This window comes from Aeromonas sp. Lyrl_2 (genome assembly GCF_051948815.1).
In the GTDB taxonomy this organism is placed as follows: Bacteria; Pseudomonadota; Gammaproteobacteria; order Enterobacterales; family Aeromonadaceae; genus Aeromonas; species Aeromonas veronii.
In genome coordinates this window covers 72890-87996 of record NZ_JAYJLJ010000016.1, presented here as the reverse complement: position 1 = coordinate 87996, position 15107 = coordinate 72890, and the positions used below count along the sequence as shown (strand labels likewise).

13 protein-coding genes and 4 tRNA genes are annotated in these 15107 nt (G+C 58.0%); 8 read left to right on the top strand and 9 right to left on the bottom strand.

All coding sequences use genetic code 11. The features are described 5' to 3' along the window. Nucleotides 1-35 precede the first annotated feature (35 nt). The 4 genes from trmH to VF684_RS14790 all read left to right on the top strand — a co-directional run bounded on the left by trmH (nucleotide 36) and on the right by VF684_RS14790 (nucleotide 3371). Complete coding sequence (trmH, locus tag VF684_RS14805; protein ID WP_139440372.1) at nucleotides 36-767, top strand: tRNA (guanosine(18)-2'-O)-methyltransferase TrmH; 732 nt, start codon at nucleotides 36-38, stop codon at nucleotides 765-767. Beyond that, a complete protein-coding gene (locus tag VF684_RS14800; protein ID WP_139440373.1) occupies nucleotides 767-1426 on the top strand; it encodes a CatB-related O-acetyltransferase in 660 nt (219 codons plus the stop codon). The genes trmH and VF684_RS14800 overlap by 1 nt, the downstream gene beginning before the upstream one ends. Beyond that, the gene (locus tag VF684_RS14795; protein WP_139440374.1) at nucleotides 1426-2466 is read left to right on the top strand and encodes an alpha/beta fold hydrolase; all 1041 of its coding nucleotides are present in this window, start codon (nucleotides 1426-1428) and stop codon (nucleotides 2464-2466) included. Before VF684_RS14800 ends, VF684_RS14795 begins: the two co-directional genes overlap by 1 nt. An 89-nt stretch (nucleotides 2467-2555) precedes the next feature. Next, complete coding sequence (locus VF684_RS14790; protein ID WP_005339262.1) at nucleotides 2556-3371, top strand: Cof-type HAD-IIB family hydrolase; 816 nt, start codon at nucleotides 2556-2558, stop codon at nucleotides 3369-3371. 75 nt (nucleotides 3372-3446) lie between these two features. On the opposite strand, the gene VF684_RS14785 is transcribed toward VF684_RS14790, so the two are convergent. The 4 genes from VF684_RS14785 to VF684_RS14770 all read right to left on the bottom strand — a co-directional run bounded on the left by VF684_RS14785 (nucleotide 3447) and on the right by VF684_RS14770 (nucleotide 8759). Beyond that, nucleotides 3447-3761, bottom strand: a complete 315-nt coding sequence (locus VF684_RS14785) for a hypothetical protein (protein ID WP_107683453.1) — start codon at nucleotides 3759-3761, stop codon at nucleotides 3447-3449. 72 nt (nucleotides 3762-3833) lie between these two features. Beyond that, nucleotides 3834-5111 carry a sigma-54-dependent transcriptional regulator gene (locus tag VF684_RS14780; RefSeq protein WP_139440375.1) on the bottom strand — a complete coding sequence of 426 codons (1278 nt, stop codon included), beginning with the start codon at nucleotides 5109-5111 and terminating at the stop codon, nucleotides 3834-3836. Continuing rightward, entirely contained in the window at nucleotides 5095-7503 is a 2409-nt protein-coding gene (locus VF684_RS14775) for an ATP-binding protein (RefSeq protein ID WP_139440376.1), read from the bottom strand. The genes VF684_RS14780 and VF684_RS14775 overlap by 17 nt, the downstream gene beginning before the upstream one ends. After that, on the bottom strand, nucleotides 7500-8759 hold the full coding sequence (locus VF684_RS14770; RefSeq protein WP_162516113.1) for an ABC transporter substrate-binding protein: 1260 nt from the start codon (nucleotides 8757-8759) through the stop codon (nucleotides 7500-7502). The genes VF684_RS14775 and VF684_RS14770 overlap by 4 nt, the downstream gene beginning before the upstream one ends. A 314-nt stretch (nucleotides 8760-9073) precedes the next feature. Here VF684_RS14770 and VF684_RS14765 point away from each other — a divergent pair, with 314 nt between their 5' ends. Then, nucleotides 9074-10411, top strand: a complete 1338-nt coding sequence (locus VF684_RS14765; RefSeq protein ID WP_100644745.1) for an MFS transporter — start codon at nucleotides 9074-9076, stop codon at nucleotides 10409-10411. 72 nt (nucleotides 10412-10483) lie between these two features. Next, on the top strand, nucleotides 10484-11962 hold the full coding sequence (gene pyk, locus VF684_RS14760) for a pyruvate kinase (protein ID WP_107683409.1): 1479 nt from the start codon (nucleotides 10484-10486) through the stop codon (nucleotides 11960-11962). Nucleotides 11963-11985: 23 nt separating this feature from the next. Here the strand turns inward: pyk and VF684_RS14755 are convergent, their stop codons facing one another. The 5 genes from VF684_RS14755 to VF684_RS14735 all read right to left on the bottom strand — a co-directional run bounded on the left by VF684_RS14755 (nucleotide 11986) and on the right by VF684_RS14735 (nucleotide 13143). Next, on the bottom strand, nucleotides 11986-12501 hold the full coding sequence (locus VF684_RS14755) for a ricin-type beta-trefoil lectin domain protein (RefSeq protein WP_043820748.1): 516 nt from the start codon (nucleotides 12499-12501) through the stop codon (nucleotides 11986-11988). Between the two features lie 179 nt (nucleotides 12502-12680). Continuing rightward, nucleotides 12681-12757, bottom strand: a tRNA-Pro gene (locus VF684_RS14750). A gap of 76 nt (nucleotides 12758-12833) precedes the next feature. Beyond that, a tRNA-Leu gene (locus tag VF684_RS14745) sits at nucleotides 12834-12919 on the bottom strand. Nucleotides 12920-12939: 20 nt separating this feature from the next. Further along, nucleotides 12940-13015 (bottom strand) — tRNA-His (locus VF684_RS14740). Between the two features lie 51 nt (nucleotides 13016-13066). After that, nucleotides 13067-13143: transfer RNA gene (locus VF684_RS14735), tRNA-Arg, on the bottom strand. Nucleotides 13144-13375: 232 nt separating this feature from the next. Between VF684_RS14735 and VF684_RS14730 the strand changes: the two genes are divergently transcribed. Then, nucleotides 13376-13972 (top strand): TetR/AcrR family transcriptional regulator, encoded by a 597-nt coding sequence (locus tag VF684_RS14730; RefSeq protein WP_005339267.1) that lies wholly within the window; start codon nucleotides 13376-13378, stop codon nucleotides 13970-13972. Then, nucleotides 13969-15102 (top strand): efflux RND transporter periplasmic adaptor subunit, encoded by a 1134-nt coding sequence (locus tag VF684_RS14725; RefSeq protein WP_005355753.1) that lies wholly within the window; start codon nucleotides 13969-13971, stop codon nucleotides 15100-15102. The genes VF684_RS14730 and VF684_RS14725 overlap by 4 nt, the downstream gene beginning before the upstream one ends. The last annotated feature ends 5 nt before the right edge of the window (nucleotides 15103-15107 follow it).

The following is a 15107-nucleotide window of genomic DNA, read 5'->3' as shown; positions in this document are numbered from 1 at the left end:
GCGCAAGCCGCCTGCTGCTTTTATAGAGACAAGCCATGACCCCCGAACGCTTCAAGCGCATCACCGACATGCTGACCCAGCGTCAGCTCGATTTGACCGTCTGCATGGAAGAGGTCCATAAACCTCACAATCTGGCCGCCATCGTGCGTACCGCCGATGCCATCGGCATCCACCGGGTACACGCCGTCTGGCCCAAAACCTGGATCCACAAGCGCAAAGGCACCGCCCGCGGCAGCCAGAACTGGGTGGATGTAAAACTGCACCCGGATATCGGCACAGCCGTTGCCGAGCTGAAAGCTTCAGGCATGCAGATCCTGGCAACCCACCTCTCCGACAGCTCGGTCGATTTTCGCGCCATCGACTACACCAAACCGACCGCCATTCTGGTGGGTCAGGAGAAGCACGGCATCGGTGAAGAGGCGCTGGCGCTGGCCGACCACCATATCGTCATTCCCATGGTCGGCATGGTGCAGTCCCTCAACGTCTCGGTGGCTGCTGCCGCCATCCTCTACGAAGCCCAGCGTCAGCGCGAGCTGGCCGGTTGCTATCAACGCGGCTGCCCGCTCACGCTGGAGGAGCAAAACAGCATCCTGTTCGAGGGGGGTTATCCTATCTATGCCCAACTCTGCAAAGAGAAAGAGATGCCCTACCCCCAGCTCGGCCCGGCCGGTGAAATTCTGGCGGACGAAGAGTGGTGGCAACGGATGCAGCTGACCCGCAAAGGGTGGGCGCAGCAGAGCGAACAGGACGATCCGCAGGAGGAGTGATGGATAACCCTTTTGGCAGCTGGCTGGAATCGCAAATCATCCGGGATCACCTGACCAACCCGAACATAGAGGCCGGCGACTACAGCTACTACTCCGGCTACTACCACGGCAAGCCGTTCGAGGATCACTGCGTCCGCTACCTGCTCGGCGATGGCTCGACCCGCGACACTTGGGAGAGCGGCCTCTGGGGCGAGGTGGACCGGCTGATCATCGGCAAATTCTGCTCCATCGGCTCGGGCGCCACCTTCATGTTGGCGGGCAATCAGGGCCACCGGCTGGATTGGGTCTCCACCTTCCCGTTCAACCCCGACACCTTTGGCGAAGGGGCCCGCAGCGGCTTTCAGCGCAAGGGGGACACCCGGATTGGCAATGACGTCTGGATCGGCTCGGAAGCGATGATCATGCCCGGCATCACCATAGGTGATGGCGCCGTCATCGCCACCCGCGCCGTCGTGACTAGGGATGTGGCCCCTTACACCATAGTCGGCGGCAACCCGGCCCAGCCGATCCGCCGCCGCTTCAGCGATGAGCAGATCGCCATGCTGCAAGAGATGCAGTGGTGGGACTGGCCCCTGCCCCGCTTGCAAGCCAGCATGGCGCTGCTCTGCTCGGGGGATATCGCCTCCCTTTATCACCATTGGCAACAGGAGTGTGCCTGATGAACCCCCTCTCTCTTTCCCTGTTGGCCCTGACCCTGTTTTCTGCCGGAGCCCTTGCCGTGACCAATACCTATCAGCTCACCAGCGAAGCCGATGTACCCAGCCTCTACCAGCAAACCCTACCCGACTTCTGGCGCCAGCATGCGGTTGAAGGAGAGTTCAAGGGCAAGGACGGGGTGACCATCCGCTATGCCGCGCTGCGGCAGGAGAAGGTTGATCGCGCCATCCTCATCGTCAATGGCCGGGTCGAAAGCTACCTCAAGTATCAGGAGCTGGCGTGGGATCTCTGGCGTCAGGGCTACAGCCTCTATCTCATCGACCATCGTGGTCAAGGGATGTCTGGCCGGATGCTGAATGACCCGCAGAAGGGATATGTCGACCAGTTCGACGATTATGTGGTCGATCTCAAGCAGTTTCACGACCAGATAATCATGGCGGACCAGCCTGCAAAGCTGTTCCTGCTGGCCCACTCCATGGGCGGCGCCATCTCGGCCCGCTATCTGGAGCGCTGGCCCGATGATATCAAAGCAGCCGTACTCTCCTCCCCCATGCTGGGCATCAATCTCGGCGGTCTGCCCAAGTGGCTGGCCAAGGGATTGGCGAGCACCATAGGCACGGTCGGCGGTTGGATTGGTGAGCCTCCCTACGGCCCCGGTCAGGGAGCCTATCAGGATCACGGCTTTGCCGATAACGAACTGACTCACAGCCAGCCCCGCTATCAAGCCTTCCGCCAAATCTACGAGCAGCACCCGCAGATCAAGCTGGGTGGCGCGACCGCCCACTGGATTTATCAGGGGATCACCGGTGCCGATGCCGCCATCGCCGATGCGGGCGCCATCAAAACCCCGCTGCTGGTGCTGCAAGCGGGCAGCGACAGCGTGGTAGACAATGCCGCGCAGGATCGCTTCTGCACCATTGCCAGGTGCGAAGGGGGCAAACCAGTGCGCATCGAGGGAGCCTGGCACGAGCTGTTTATCGAATCCGATGACAAGCGCCAGCCCGCCCTGACCGCGATGGTCGACTTTTTCGCCCGCTTCTGAGCTGGCTATTTTTTGTAACCCTAAATAAATGGGGTGACAGTGCGGGCTAAGGTAAACTGCCCCTGTTTTCAATCGATGCCGAGGTAATGATGTTCAAGGTAGTTGTATCCGATCTCGATGGCACTCTGCTCAACAAGCAGCACCAGATCTCTCCCCGTACCCGGGATACCCTGCACCGCCTGGTAGAACAAGGTGTGAAATTCGTGGTCGCCACCGGCCGTCATCATGTTGACGTTCGCAGCTTCCGCGATGCGCTGGGGATGGACATCTACCTTATTACTTCCAATGGCGCCGTGGTCCATGACAAACAGGATCAGCTGATTTTCAACCAGCCGCTGCCAACCGAGATCGCCGCCGAACTGATTGCGCTGGAGCGCGACCCCTCTATCCACCTCAATGTCTATCAGGGTGATGATTGGGTAGTGGAAGAAGAGCTGCCCTGGCTGCTGCAGTTCCACGACGAGTCAGGGTTCACCTACCGCCTGGTCGATGACCTGAAACAGGAACCGAAAGAGCAGATCAACAAGGTGTTCTACATCGGCGACCACGAGAAGCTGCTGAAGATCGAGGCGCACCTCAACCAGCGCTATGGCGATCAGCTCAATGTCACCTTCTCATTGCCGGACTGCCTCGAAGTGATGCACGCCGGGGTGCATAAGGGCAATGCTGTGCGTGCCGTGCTGGAGCAGAACGGGTTCGATATGTCGGAGGCTATCGCCTTCGGCGATGGCATGAACGACTTCGAGATGTTGACCATGGTGGGACGCGGCATCGTGATGGGCAACGCCCATGACCGCCTGAAAATGGCGCTGCCGGAGTATGAGCAGACCCTCACCTCCGATGAAGATGGCGTCGCCGTCTATCTGGAGAAGCTGTTCGAGCTGGAGAGCGTCAGCGCAGCCTGAGTTCAGGCCAGAAGCAGATCAACATGGATACCCGGTGTGGTATCCATGACTGTCACTGTGCCGAAGTTGGCGTGCTCACCGCTTGAAACGGTAATCACAGGCCGTGCAGCAATATTCCCGTGAAATCTGCCGATCGATGGAACGGCCAAGCAACAGACCCAGCCAGCCTCCGGTCGCCCCGCCCAGCAATGCGCCACCCACAGCGCCGGCGATAGCGCCGACTGGCGTGCCAAGACTGCCCAAAGAGGCCCCCCAACCGGCTCCCAGCTTGGCAAAGGTCGCGGCACAAGCGTAGCCACCCGCAGCACCACATCCCATGGCACAGGCCCTGCCGACCCGTTCATCCTCAACCTTGTCCACCGCCTCACTCATGCAACTTGGACATCTCATGATCCACTCCCGCTCAATCAGGACTGCATCATTATCGGTCAGGATCAATGAATGCGTCACCCGCAACCGCCATCAGCTACCAGGCTTGAACTGATCCTTGTCGAGCCCGTGCTTCTTCATCCGCAGATAGAGCTTCTTGCGGGGAATGCCAAGGTAGCTGGCCGCCTCGGTCACCCGGCCAGAAAAGAGGAACAGGGTGTCCTCAATCACCCGCCGTTCAAACTCGTCGACCAAATCGTCCAGCGGCTCCTTGGCATTCGCGCCGGGGATGGCCCGCTCAGAGCCCGCCAGCTTGATGATCCCGACCGCATAGAGTTCGGCCACGTTTCTCAACTCGCGAATATTGCCGGGCCACTGGTGGCGCTTGAGAGTCTCCAGATAGGCGCGATCCACTGCTGGCACCGTCTTGCCTATCCGCTTGCACCCTTCTCGCAAAAAATGGCGAAAAAGGGGAATGATGTCGCAGCTTCGCTCAACCAGCCTCGGCAGTTTGAGTCTCACCTGGGAAAGAAAGTAGTAGAGCTGGGGCATCAGTAGTTGTTGCTCAACCAGCGCCTCGGGAGACTCCTCAAACAGGGCGATGGTACGCAGTAACTTCTCTCCCCGCCGCTCCTGCTCCAGCAGATGGTTGCCCAGCCAGCTCTGGCACTCTGCCGTCAGCCTTGCCGGTGATTGCAGCACCAGCGTCCCCTGTTCCGCCTTGATCAAGCTGGCCTGGATCTCGCTCAGGGAGCACGCTGACGTACAATCATGAAGGTGGAATGGATGCGCCTTGCGTGCGCTGATCCGGTGTAACAACTGCGCCAGTGTGTAGCGGCCGGACCCCGGCGCCCCCTCCAGCATCAGATCCTTGTCGGTCTGTGCCAACTGGTTGATCTGCTGGCGGATAGCGACCAGTTGCGGACTGGTACCGATCAACTCATCCTCAACCGTCGCCCGGATCTCACTGCGCTGGGTCATGATCGCACTGCGTTGCGCGCAGGCCCGCTCCAGCAGATCGAGCAACGACTGGGGATTAAGCGGTTTTTCCAGAAAATCGAAGGCCCCCAGCTTGACTGCCCGCACCGCCAAAGGGATATCGCCGTGCCCAGTGATCATGATGACCGGCAGATCGCCATCGATCTCCAGCACCTGGTCCAGCAGCTCCATGCCGTTCATGGCGGGCATATAGATATCGGACACGACCACCCCCGGCCATTGCTGTGACAACAATGCCAACGCCTCATGGGGAGAGGTGGTTGCCCTAGGCTGGTAGCCGGATAGGCGCAACAGGTGGCAATAGGACTCCAACACGTCCTCATCGTCGTCCACCAGCAACACATTGGCCTGACGATTATGGGGTAACAGCATCGCTTTTCATCTCCTTCGGTGGCTCACGCCCCCCGGCAAATTCCACTATAACCATGGCCCCCCTCTCCAACGTGGAGCCCAGCAAGATATCCGCCCCGCAGCGCGCCAGCAGGGAGCGACAGATGGTCAGTCCCAGCCCCAATCCCACCTCTTTGGAGGTGGTAAAGGGGGTAAAAAGTTTGGGCAGGATGGCCTCCCCAAATCCGGGTCCACTGTCGGTAATCCCGACCCGCAGCGACCCGCCCTCCTGTGCGAGACACAGCAGACGGATCTGGCGCAGATCCCGTCCGGCGATGGCATCCATCCCGTTGACCAGCAGATTGACCAATACCTGTTCAACCAGCACGGGATCAGCCTCAATCCACAGGCCATCCGGCAGCTCGTTGTGCAACTGGCAGCTATCGCGCTTCGCACGGGTTTCTAGCAGCAACAGCGCCTGATCGGCCAACTCTTTCGGATCGAGCCGGATGCGGGTATCGGGGGTGGGCGATTTACGGGCAAAATTGCGCAAGGCGGTAATGATGCGATGCATGCGCTGGCTCAGTTTCTCGACCTTGCCAAGATCGATGCCCAGAGAGTGGTAGTGACCGGCATCCAGCGCCGCACGGCTGGTATAGAGGTAGGTCATCATGGCTGACAGCGGCTGATTGAGTTCATGGGCCAGACTGGTCATCGCCTGCCCCACCACGGCCATCTTGGCCGCTTGGATCAGCTCATCCTGCGCCTGCAGCAAGTTGTGTTCTGCCTGTTGCCGCTGCACCACCTCTGCGGCAAGCAGCCGGTTTTTTTCTGTCAGCTCCCGGGTACGCTCAGCCACCAGCGACCCCAACTCTCGGGCCGTTATCTCCTGCCGGGTCACATCCGTGATGGTGATAATGAACCTGTGTCCACGCCCCTGCTCGAACCGGCGCAGGTTGAAGTGCAGGAAACGGGGCTGACTGTCAGCGCCGGTGGCAATGGTGCACTCACTGTAGCCCAGCGTGAGCAGTTGCTGCCCAGGCTCGAACTGGGCAGCCAGCATGGCCTTGGCATCATCGGGGAATACCTGCCACAGAGGTTGTTCCGGTTTGATCACTGTCTGCTGAAACAGGGTCAAGGCACTGGGGTTGACCGACTCTATGGTGCCATCGGGATGACAGGTAATTAAGCAGGCCTGGGTGTTATTGATGAGGTTGAGGGCATTGGCCTTCTCCATTTGCTGCATCTGCTGACAGAAGTGGCGCAGGCTCTCCCCCAGCAGACCGATCTCGTCCCGGCCTTGCGTTCTGACCACCGCATCCATCTGACCTTCCGCAACCCGGGCAAGATCCTTCCCCAGGGTATCGAGTCGGCCAATCAACCTGCGCCCAATCAGCACCACCAGCACAAAGATGCTGATCAAGACGGAAAGTCCGAGCACCACCAGGATCACCAGCTTGCCCGTTGCCACCATCTGGCTACTGTTGCGACCGAGCGCACTCAGAGAGCGGTTCGCCTCGGTCACGATCAGAGAGACCCGCTGATGGTAGCGGGAGACAGCGCTATCAAGCTGTGGCCGCAGTGCTGTTAGCTGTTGGTGGGTTTGCGCATCGGCTTGCAACAACAGGTAAAGGTGCCCGTTCGGCTTCACCAGCGTCACGATATCCTGCAGGATCTGGCGATAACTCACGGTCGAAGGATACTCGGCCAGGCGGGAGATCAGCTCATCCATCTCGTCGATCTTGTAGCCGATAAACAGAAATGCACTCTCCAGATCCTGCTGATTGCGCTGGGCAATCACCTCGTTAACCAGCGCCAACAGCTCATTCTCCTTGAACGTAAGGTCTTGCAAGGCAGAGAACTCCTTGATGACGGAGCCGAACTCCCCCATGTCATCCTGGCTGCCAACCATACCGGTGAGATGCCACTCCACCTCTTGCAACAAGGGCGCCACATCGTCCACCAAATCCTGATGCAGCCAGTTGATTCGCTTCTGTAACTGTTGCAACGACTCAAGATGATCGATCTGGCGCTTGAGGTAAGTACCATGATTGTCCACCAGCAAGTTCAGTTCGGCGAACGCCTGCTGCTGTGAGCGCTCATCCTCACTGCCCCGAGGATATGCGTTGCGGATATCAAGCAGGGTGCTGGAGACCGCCGCAGAAAGCTGGCTGTATTTCACCGGATCCCGGGTATCACGCAACTGTGCCAATAGCAGCAACAGACGGGAGCTGGCCCGCTCCAGCTGATAGGCGCTGCCGATGGCCGGCAGGCTCTCTTCAACAATCCGGTTTACCTGCTGCCCCAGTCGACCCCACACCATGTAAGCCGCCATCCCCATGACACAGGTCAGAACCGTAATGGAAACAAACGCGAGAATAAGACGACGGCCCAGACTTCTCGGCAAGCGCAACAAGCGACCCCAGCCCATCATGGCTTGACCGCCTGATCGACCAGCAGGCGAGCCTCGCCAAGACGAGCTTCCATAGCCTGGCGCCACTGGTGCATCACCTTCTCGGTTTGCGGATTGCTCTGATCCCGGTCATACAGTCCGTCAAACTGCGCCAGCAGGGCCGGGTCACTAGCCTCCAGCTCACTCAAAGGGGGTGTGCTGGCCTTGGCTCTTGCCTGTTCCAGCAGGCGTTCACGGGCAGGATTACCCCGGGTATCCGCGCCGTTGATCTCCTGCCAGGTGAGCTTCAACCGCGGTAACTGCTGGGTAATGGTCTGCTCGAACAACGCCTTGAGCAGACCGGCGCGCCGGTACAGCAGATCTTTGTCGGTGACATATTTGGCCTCGCTGGCAAGGCGGGGTTGATTCAGCGTCACCTTGGCCATACCCGGGGTGGCGATAATGGCCTGCCCCTTGGCTGATAACAGATACTTGATGAAGCGGGCCGCATTGGCCGGATGCTCGCTGCTGCGAGCAGCGCCAAGATAGGTAGGCAGGATCACTGCATCAGGCAGGATATTGAAGCCAACGTGATCGAAACGAGCCTGACTGTTGCGGGCATAGCTGTCGATCACCAGACCGGCTCCGGCCAGACCACGAGTCACCCCGTCGCTAACCCCGAAACTGCGGGCCGTAATGGCCGACAGGTTGCTGCCGAGCCTCATCAGGAGTGCCCATCCCTGCTCCCAGCCATACTGCTGCAAGACACTCTCCACCATCATATGGGTCGTACCTGACTGGGAAGGGGAGCTCATCATCACATGCCCCATGAACTGTGGCGAAGCCAGCTGTTGCCAGGTGGTCGGTACCGGCAGGTGGTACTTGTCCAGATAGCGGCGGTTATACATGATGCCGCTGCCCGAGTATCCAACCACGGCCACCTTGTTGCCCAGCCCCAACATATGGGGAGTCAGCCAATCGGGAGGCACTGTTTCAGCCGATAAACCGGCCAGCAAACCCGCCTGATCCAGCGAGTGAAAAAAAGTCGGGGATGAAGACATGATGATGTCGACCCCGGGAGCATCATCTGCCGTCAGCAGCCGCAAGGCGGGCAGCGTCCGGCGATAGATGACCTCAACGCGGACCGCCGGATATTGCCGGGAGAATCCCTCGATCACCGCCTTGACCGGCGCCTCCGAAAAGGAGGTCAATACCGTCAGGGTCGAGGCATGGAGAGGGGTAAAAGGCAGCAGGATCGCGACCAGCAAAAACGGGAGCTGTCGGCAAAATATGGGCATGGTCTCTCTGTCGGCTCGCTGGCAATTATCGGATTATGTGCGGTACATCCAATATTCAACACAAGGTGTAAAAATCATTTCATCAGGGGTGAGCCAGTTTTGACTCACCTCCCTGTTACAGGAGCCTATTGTTATTCATCGCTCGTTACCGGGACAGTCAAAAGAAGTCATTTTCGCCCCATGAAACCCACACGGTTGAGTCAAGGTTGACTCATTTCGGCCATTTTGCCCGCCTGTTTTCTCCTTTCATATGATGGCCCCAGCTAACAGAGCTTCCCCTGAAACCTTGCTGCCCAACATACACGGAGAACAATATGTTCAACTTTTTCAAAACGCGAGCAGACCTTCCGGTCATGGATGCCTCGCCCGATAAAATCCGCTCGATTTACCGCAAGTACCAATGGCAGGTATTCCTCGGCCTGGTACTCGGCTACGCCATGTTCTACGTCGTTCGAATGAGTTTGAACGTGGTCAAGAAACCCATGCTGGATGCCGGCATAGTGACGCTGGAAGAGCTGGGGGTCATTGGCTCCGCCTTCCTGTTTACCTATGCCGTAGGCAAATTCTCGAACGGCTTCCTCTCCGACTACGCCAACATTGGCCGTTTCATGTCGGTGTCGCTCGGTCTCTCCTCCATCTGTACCATCCTGATGGGCATGAATACCGCGACCTTCTTCCTGGTACTGATGTGGGGTCTGAACGGCTGGTTCCAGTCGGTCGGTTCCGCACCATCCTGCGTCTCCATCTTCCAGTGGTTCTCCCCCAAGCAGCGGGGCTCCGTCTATTCCATCTGGGGCGGCTCGCGCAACATCGGTGAAGGCATCTCCTGGATCCTGACCGCCAGCGTCGTCAGCTTCTTCGGCTGGAAAGCGGGCTTTATCGGTGCCGGTCTTGCCTCTCTGGCTGCCGCGCTCTGTATGTATCTGGTGCTGAAAGATCGCCCGCAGACCTATGCCCTGCCGGAACCTGCCGTTGCCTTCGGCGAACAACCGGAGATCACCAAGAAGGTCGAGCCAGCCGAGATCCGTCGCGCCCAGCTGTTTGTGCTCAAACAGCCGACCGTATGGCTGATCGCTGCCGCCTGTGCCTGCATGTATATGTCTCGCTACGCCATGAGCTCCTGGGCCGTGCTCTATCTGCAAGAGCAGAAAGGGTACAACCTGATCGATGCGGGTTTTGCCATGTCTGCCTACCCCATCGCCGGTTTCCTCGGCGCCATTCTGGCGGGCATCATCTCTGACAAGATGTTCAACGCCAACCGTCACATCCCGACCCTGCTCTACGGGTTGGCCAACATTGCCGGTATGTGCCTGATGTTCTGGGGCCCGCAGAGCCGCATGATGGATGCCGTTGCGCTGGCGCTGATAGGTTATGCCATAGGGGGACTGGTCGTGTTCCTGGCGGGCCTGACAGCCTGTGACCTGATGCCAAAAACGGCCGTGGGTGCCGTGAAGGGCTTTATCGGCCTCTGCTCCTACATCGCAGCCTCCTGTCAGGAGCTGGTCTCCGCCGCCCTGATCAAAACCAGCGTGGTCGATGGTGTCACTCACTATGACTTCAGCAGTGCCCAGTATTTCTGGCTCGGCGCATCCGTGGTCTCCATGCTGCTCGCCTTGACGGTATGGAACGCCAAAAAAGTGGTCGAATATTGATCTTGTAACAGACAAAGGGTGGTCAATTGACCACCCTTTTTTCATTGCCAAATCCGAGAAGGGATGTTTCCGATGCGTAAAACCAAAATCATTGCCACTCTGGGCCCTGCGAGCTCAACGGCCGACATGGTGGAAAAACTGATGGAGGCTGGCGCCAATGTGTTTCGCCTGAACTTCTCCCATGGCAGCGGTGAGCAACATATTGCCACCGCCAGCCTGATCCGCATGACCGCCGCCCGGCTGGGGCTCCATATCGGGATACTGGCCGACCTGCAAGGCCCAAAAATCCGTATTGCCCGCTTTGCCACAGGGAGCATCACCCTGACCCCTGGCGCCTCTTTTATCCTTGATGCGGCTCCAGGTGACCAACCGGGCGATCAGGATCGCGTCGGCCTCGACTACCCGGAGCTGATCAACGACGTACGCAGCGGCAACATCCTGCTGCTGGATGATGGCCGGATCCAGCTTGAGGTCCTGCATATCGAAGGAAACAGTATCTTCACCCGGGTGCAGATCGGTGGCCCCCTCTCCGACCGCAAGGGGATCAATGTACTGGGTGGAGGGCTCAGCGCCCCGGCACTTACCAACAAAGACAGAGCCGATATATTGACCGCCAGCCAGATCGAGGCCGACTTTATCGCCGTCTCCTTCCCTCGTTGTGCTGCCGATCTTGTTGAGGCCAGAACGCTGATCCGGGCCGCAGGCAGTCATGCCGCCATCGTCGCCAAGGTAGAACGAGCGGAAGTGGTGGCCTCGGTCGAGGCGATGGACGAGGTTATTCGCGCCGCAGACATCGTCATGGTGGCACGTGGAGATCTGGGGGTAGAGATTGGCGATGCCAGACTGCCCGGCGTACAAAAGAAGCTGATCAAACGTTGCCATCAGCTCGGCCGACCGGTCATCACGGCCACCCAGATGATGGAGTCCATGATCAGTAGCCCAATGCCAACCCGAGCCGAGGTGCTGGATATCGCAAATGCGGTGATAGACGGTACTGATGCCGTCATGCTGTCAGCCGAATCGGCGGCGGGTCTCTATCCGGTCGAGGCAGTGGAAGCCATGGCTCGCATCGCACACGGAGCAGAACGTGAAATAGACCCGATTCAACCACGCTGGCAGAAAGCGTCCCATCACAGCGATCAATCCAGCCACTGCATGGCACTGGCAGCAATGACGGCTGCGTTCAGTCACGATCAATCCTGTGGTATCGCGGTGCTGACCTCACAGGGAGATGCAGTCACCGCTATCTCTCGCAGCAACCTGAACAATCCAATCTGGGCACTGTCCAACAAACCCATGTTACTCAACCAGATGACGATTCTGCGCGGTGTCACCCCCCTCTTTTATGAAGAGGAAGTGGAAGATGAGAGAGACTCACGGCAGCTGATAGCAACGCTGGAGCAAGCCAATCAACTACATGGCATTCAATCTCTGCTGATTAACCGGCTCGATTCGCTGGAGGGTGCGGGTAGTGAGGATGTCTGCCGCCTGATCCCGCTCGGCAGCAAGCACCGCGACGTTCAGTCCAGCCAGAAATTATCCTGCCTCTAACGCCGAATAGAGACCACAAAGCCTCACCATGTGAGGCTTTGTTTTTTCAGTGTTTCCAGCCAGGGATTGGGCCGCTGCCAGCTGAAGCTCTGGTTCGCCCCGCCGTAGCATTCAGCCAGCCGCAGCGGCGTGCCGGGGGTATGGCGTCGCCCGGCCACATCGAGGCAACGGGAGACCTTGCTGTTGAACAGCCTGTCTTTCTGCCACTCCCACTGCGCCTGACCGTCACAGGGTGCCAGCATCACTTCGCTGTCGTTTTTGGCTTGCAAACAGAGATCCTGCAGGCGCAACTCACCCAGATCCCACTCGAACAGTTGATCGTCTTTTCCGCTGCAGGGTTGTGCCAGCACCTTCTGTTGGGACACCGCAACGCAAAAATCACCGCTGGTCAGCAAGGGGGAGCGCGCATGCTCCTCCTGCGGTTGTGAAGCAATGGAGCCCATCATCACATCGGTGGATGGCGGCTTGATGGTACAGCCACCCAGCAGCAAGGCCGCCAGCAGGGCAGGAGAGCAAGCAAAGGAAATTTTGTTATTCATGGAAAAATGCCTGAAATGGGCCGATGACATCCGGTTGTCAGTGACTCGAGGCTGAAGCATAACCGAAAGGCGGGGCGCGCTGCCCAAATAGAGTGTAAACAGACGTAACAGGGAGAGAGTGCTGGCCCAGCGGAGGCCGGAAAGCAAAAAACCCCGCCGAAGCGAGGTTTTTCTAAATGTGGTCGGTGATAAAGGATTCGAACCTTTGACCCTCTGGTCCCAAACCAGATGCGCTACCGGACTGCGCTAATCACCGAGGCTATTTCTTTCAAAATAGTTTACTTCAAAAAAACAAAGACGACCTCATGGTCATCCTCGTCATACAGCAAGTATGGTGCGAAGAGAGGGACTCGAACCCTCACACCCGGGGGGCACTAACACCTGAAGCTAGCGCGTCTACCAATTCCGCCACCTTCGCGTACCTGACAAGCTGTAAAATGGGGTGGCTGATGGGGCTCGAACCCACGACAACCGGAATCACAATCCGGGACTCTACCAACTGAGCTACAGCCACCACAGCTGTTTTCGTTCCACAACAACGCCCGTTTAACCGACGCACTTTTGATGGTGCGCCCGACAGGATTCGAACCTGTGACCTCTGCCTCCGGAGGGCAGCGCTCTATCCAGCTGAGCTACGGGCGCTACGCTGTCGAACGGGGCGCATTATTAATGATGGTTGCTGGTTTGTCTACACTTTTCTGTCACCGAAGCACTGTTCGTTGTTTTTTCAAGCACATTGCGCACTTTTCTTCCACTATTCCCCTGCTGACAACCGAAAAGGGGCAGATCGCAGTCGCAAATCGCCTTGCTGCCTTGACTTGATTTGATGCCCATCTAGAATGAATGAACGTTCATTCAATCGAAAGTCACACTGATGATTCTGGATAAAAAAGAGAGCATCTTCAACGCGGCCCATGAGGTGCTGGGTGAACGGGGTTTTCATGGTCTGTCGATTGCGGAAGTCGCCAAGAAAGCCAATGTTGCCACCGGCACCATCTATCGCTACTTCGGCGACAAGGATGATCTGATCCGGCAACTGCACCAGCACACTATCTTGCAGTGTGTGCCCATGGTCATGGCCGATGTAGCAATCGATAAAGTTTCATTTCAACAATTTCGCCAATTATGGCTCAATATTCATGCCATTTTTGTTAACGAACCCAACGCTATCCGGTGCAAATTGCAGTACGAGAGCTCTCCGCTAGGGGCAGAATTGGAGACCAATCCTGTCATTCTGGCTGCCTGGGAGCCTCTGGACCGATTTTTTGAACAGGGCGTTGAACAAGGACTGTTTATTGATTTACCGATACGTGCACTCCAGGTGTTGAGTCTGGACAGTGTCATGCATCTGGCCCTGCAGTGCAGGGTTCACAACATCACGCTGACCGAATCGCAGTTGGAAACCGCGATCCGGGCCAGCTGGAATGCCATTTTATCCCCCAATCTTTCCACCTCAGGAGCCTGTTCATGAAAAAGTGGATGGCCATTATGTTGCTGATAGCGATCGCCTTGTTTGGCAGCGTCATCGGCTTCAATTTGTTCAAACAGAAGATGATTGCCCAATATATGGCCAACCGGCCGGAGCCCGAGTTCCCTGTCACCGCCATGGTGACCAAGGCGCAGGATTGGGTACCGACCATCGAAGCGATCGGCTTCATCGAGCCGAATCAGGGGGTGACCCTCTCCACCGAACTGGCAGGTACCATTGACGCCATCACCTTCGAGTCGGGCAAACCGGTCAAGGCTGACCAGCTGCTGCTGAGCCTGGACTCCACCGTGGAGCGGGCCAATCTGCGCGCCTCCCAGGCCAAGCTGCCGGCGGCAAAAGCCAAGTTCGATCGTTTCCAGAACCTCTACAAGACCAGCTCCATCTCCAAAGAGCAGCTGGATGAAGCCGAAGCGGCCTATCGTTCGCTGGAAGCGGATATCGAGAGTCTGAAGGCGACCATTGCCCGTCGTGAAGTGCGCGCGCCCTTTAGCGGCGTGGTCGGCCTGCGCAATGTGTTCCTCGGTCAGTATCTGCAGCCAGGCACAGATATCGTGCGCCTGGAGGATACCAGCGTGATGCGCCTGCGCTTCACCGTGCCCCAGACCGATATCTCCAAAATCAAGCTGGGCCAGACCATCAAGATCAATGTGGATGCCTATCCGCAAACCCAGTTTGACGGTCATATCACCGCCATCGAGCCTGCGGTCAACTTCCAGAGCGGCCTGATCCAGGTACAGGCAGACATTCCGAACAACGACGGTCAGCTGCGTTCCGGTATGTTCGCCCGCGCCAGCATCATTCTGCCGACGGTGAAAGATCAGATCGTGATCCCGCAAACCGCTATCTCCTTCACCCTTTACGGTCAGAACGTCTATGTGCTCAAAGAGGGCGAAGAGACCGACAAAGAGGGTAACAAGGTGAAAGTACTGCGAGCCAAGCAGGTTGTGGTCAAGGCGGGTGAGCGCCGTGGCAACGATGTGCATGTGCTCTCCGGCATCCAGGCCGGTGACCAGATCGTACTGTCGGGTCAGGTTCGCCTGAGCAACGACACCAAGGTGCATGTGGTCGAGAACGATGCCCTGGCCGTTCCGGCACAAACCCCGATGCTGTAAGCGCG

Bases quoted from the DNA above. Each gene is read 5' to 3' on its own strand.
- trmH (WP_139440372.1), top strand. From the start codon at position 36: ATGACCCCCGAACGCTTCAAGCGCATCACCGACATGCTGACCCAGCGT.
- VF684_RS14800 (WP_139440373.1), top strand. From the start codon at position 767: ATGGATAACCCTTTTGGCAGCTGGCTGGAATCGCAAATCATCCGGGAT.
- VF684_RS14795 (WP_139440374.1), top strand. From the start codon at position 1,426: ATGAACCCCCTCTCTCTTTCCCTGTTGGCCCTGACCCTGTTTTCTGCC.
- VF684_RS14790 (WP_005339262.1), top strand. From the start codon at position 2,556: ATGTTCAAGGTAGTTGTATCCGATCTCGATGGCACTCTGCTCAACAAG.
- VF684_RS14785 (WP_107683453.1), bottom strand. From the start codon at position 3,761: ATGAGATGTCCAAGTTGCATGAGTGAGGCGGTGGACAAGGTTGAGGAT.
- VF684_RS14780 (WP_139440375.1), bottom strand. From the start codon at position 5,111: ATGCTGTTACCCCATAATCGTCAGGCCAATGTGTTGCTGGTGGACGAC.
- VF684_RS14775 (WP_139440376.1), bottom strand. From the start codon at position 7,503: ATGATGGGCTGGGGTCGCTTGTTGCGCTTGCCGAGAAGTCTGGGCCGT.
- VF684_RS14770 (WP_162516113.1), bottom strand. From the start codon at position 8,759: ATGCCCATATTTTGCCGACAGCTCCCGTTTTTGCTGGTCGCGATCCTG.
- VF684_RS14765 (WP_100644745.1), top strand. From the start codon at position 9,074: ATGTTCAACTTTTTCAAAACGCGAGCAGACCTTCCGGTCATGGATGCC.
- pyk (WP_107683409.1), top strand. From the start codon at position 10,484: ATGCGTAAAACCAAAATCATTGCCACTCTGGGCCCTGCGAGCTCAACG.
- VF684_RS14755 (WP_043820748.1), bottom strand. From the start codon at position 12,501: ATGAATAACAAAATTTCCTTTGCTTGCTCTCCTGCCCTGCTGGCGGCC.
- VF684_RS14730 (WP_005339267.1), top strand. From the start codon at position 13,376: ATGATTCTGGATAAAAAAGAGAGCATCTTCAACGCGGCCCATGAGGTG.
- VF684_RS14725 (WP_005355753.1), top strand. From the start codon at position 13,969: ATGAAAAAGTGGATGGCCATTATGTTGCTGATAGCGATCGCCTTGTTT.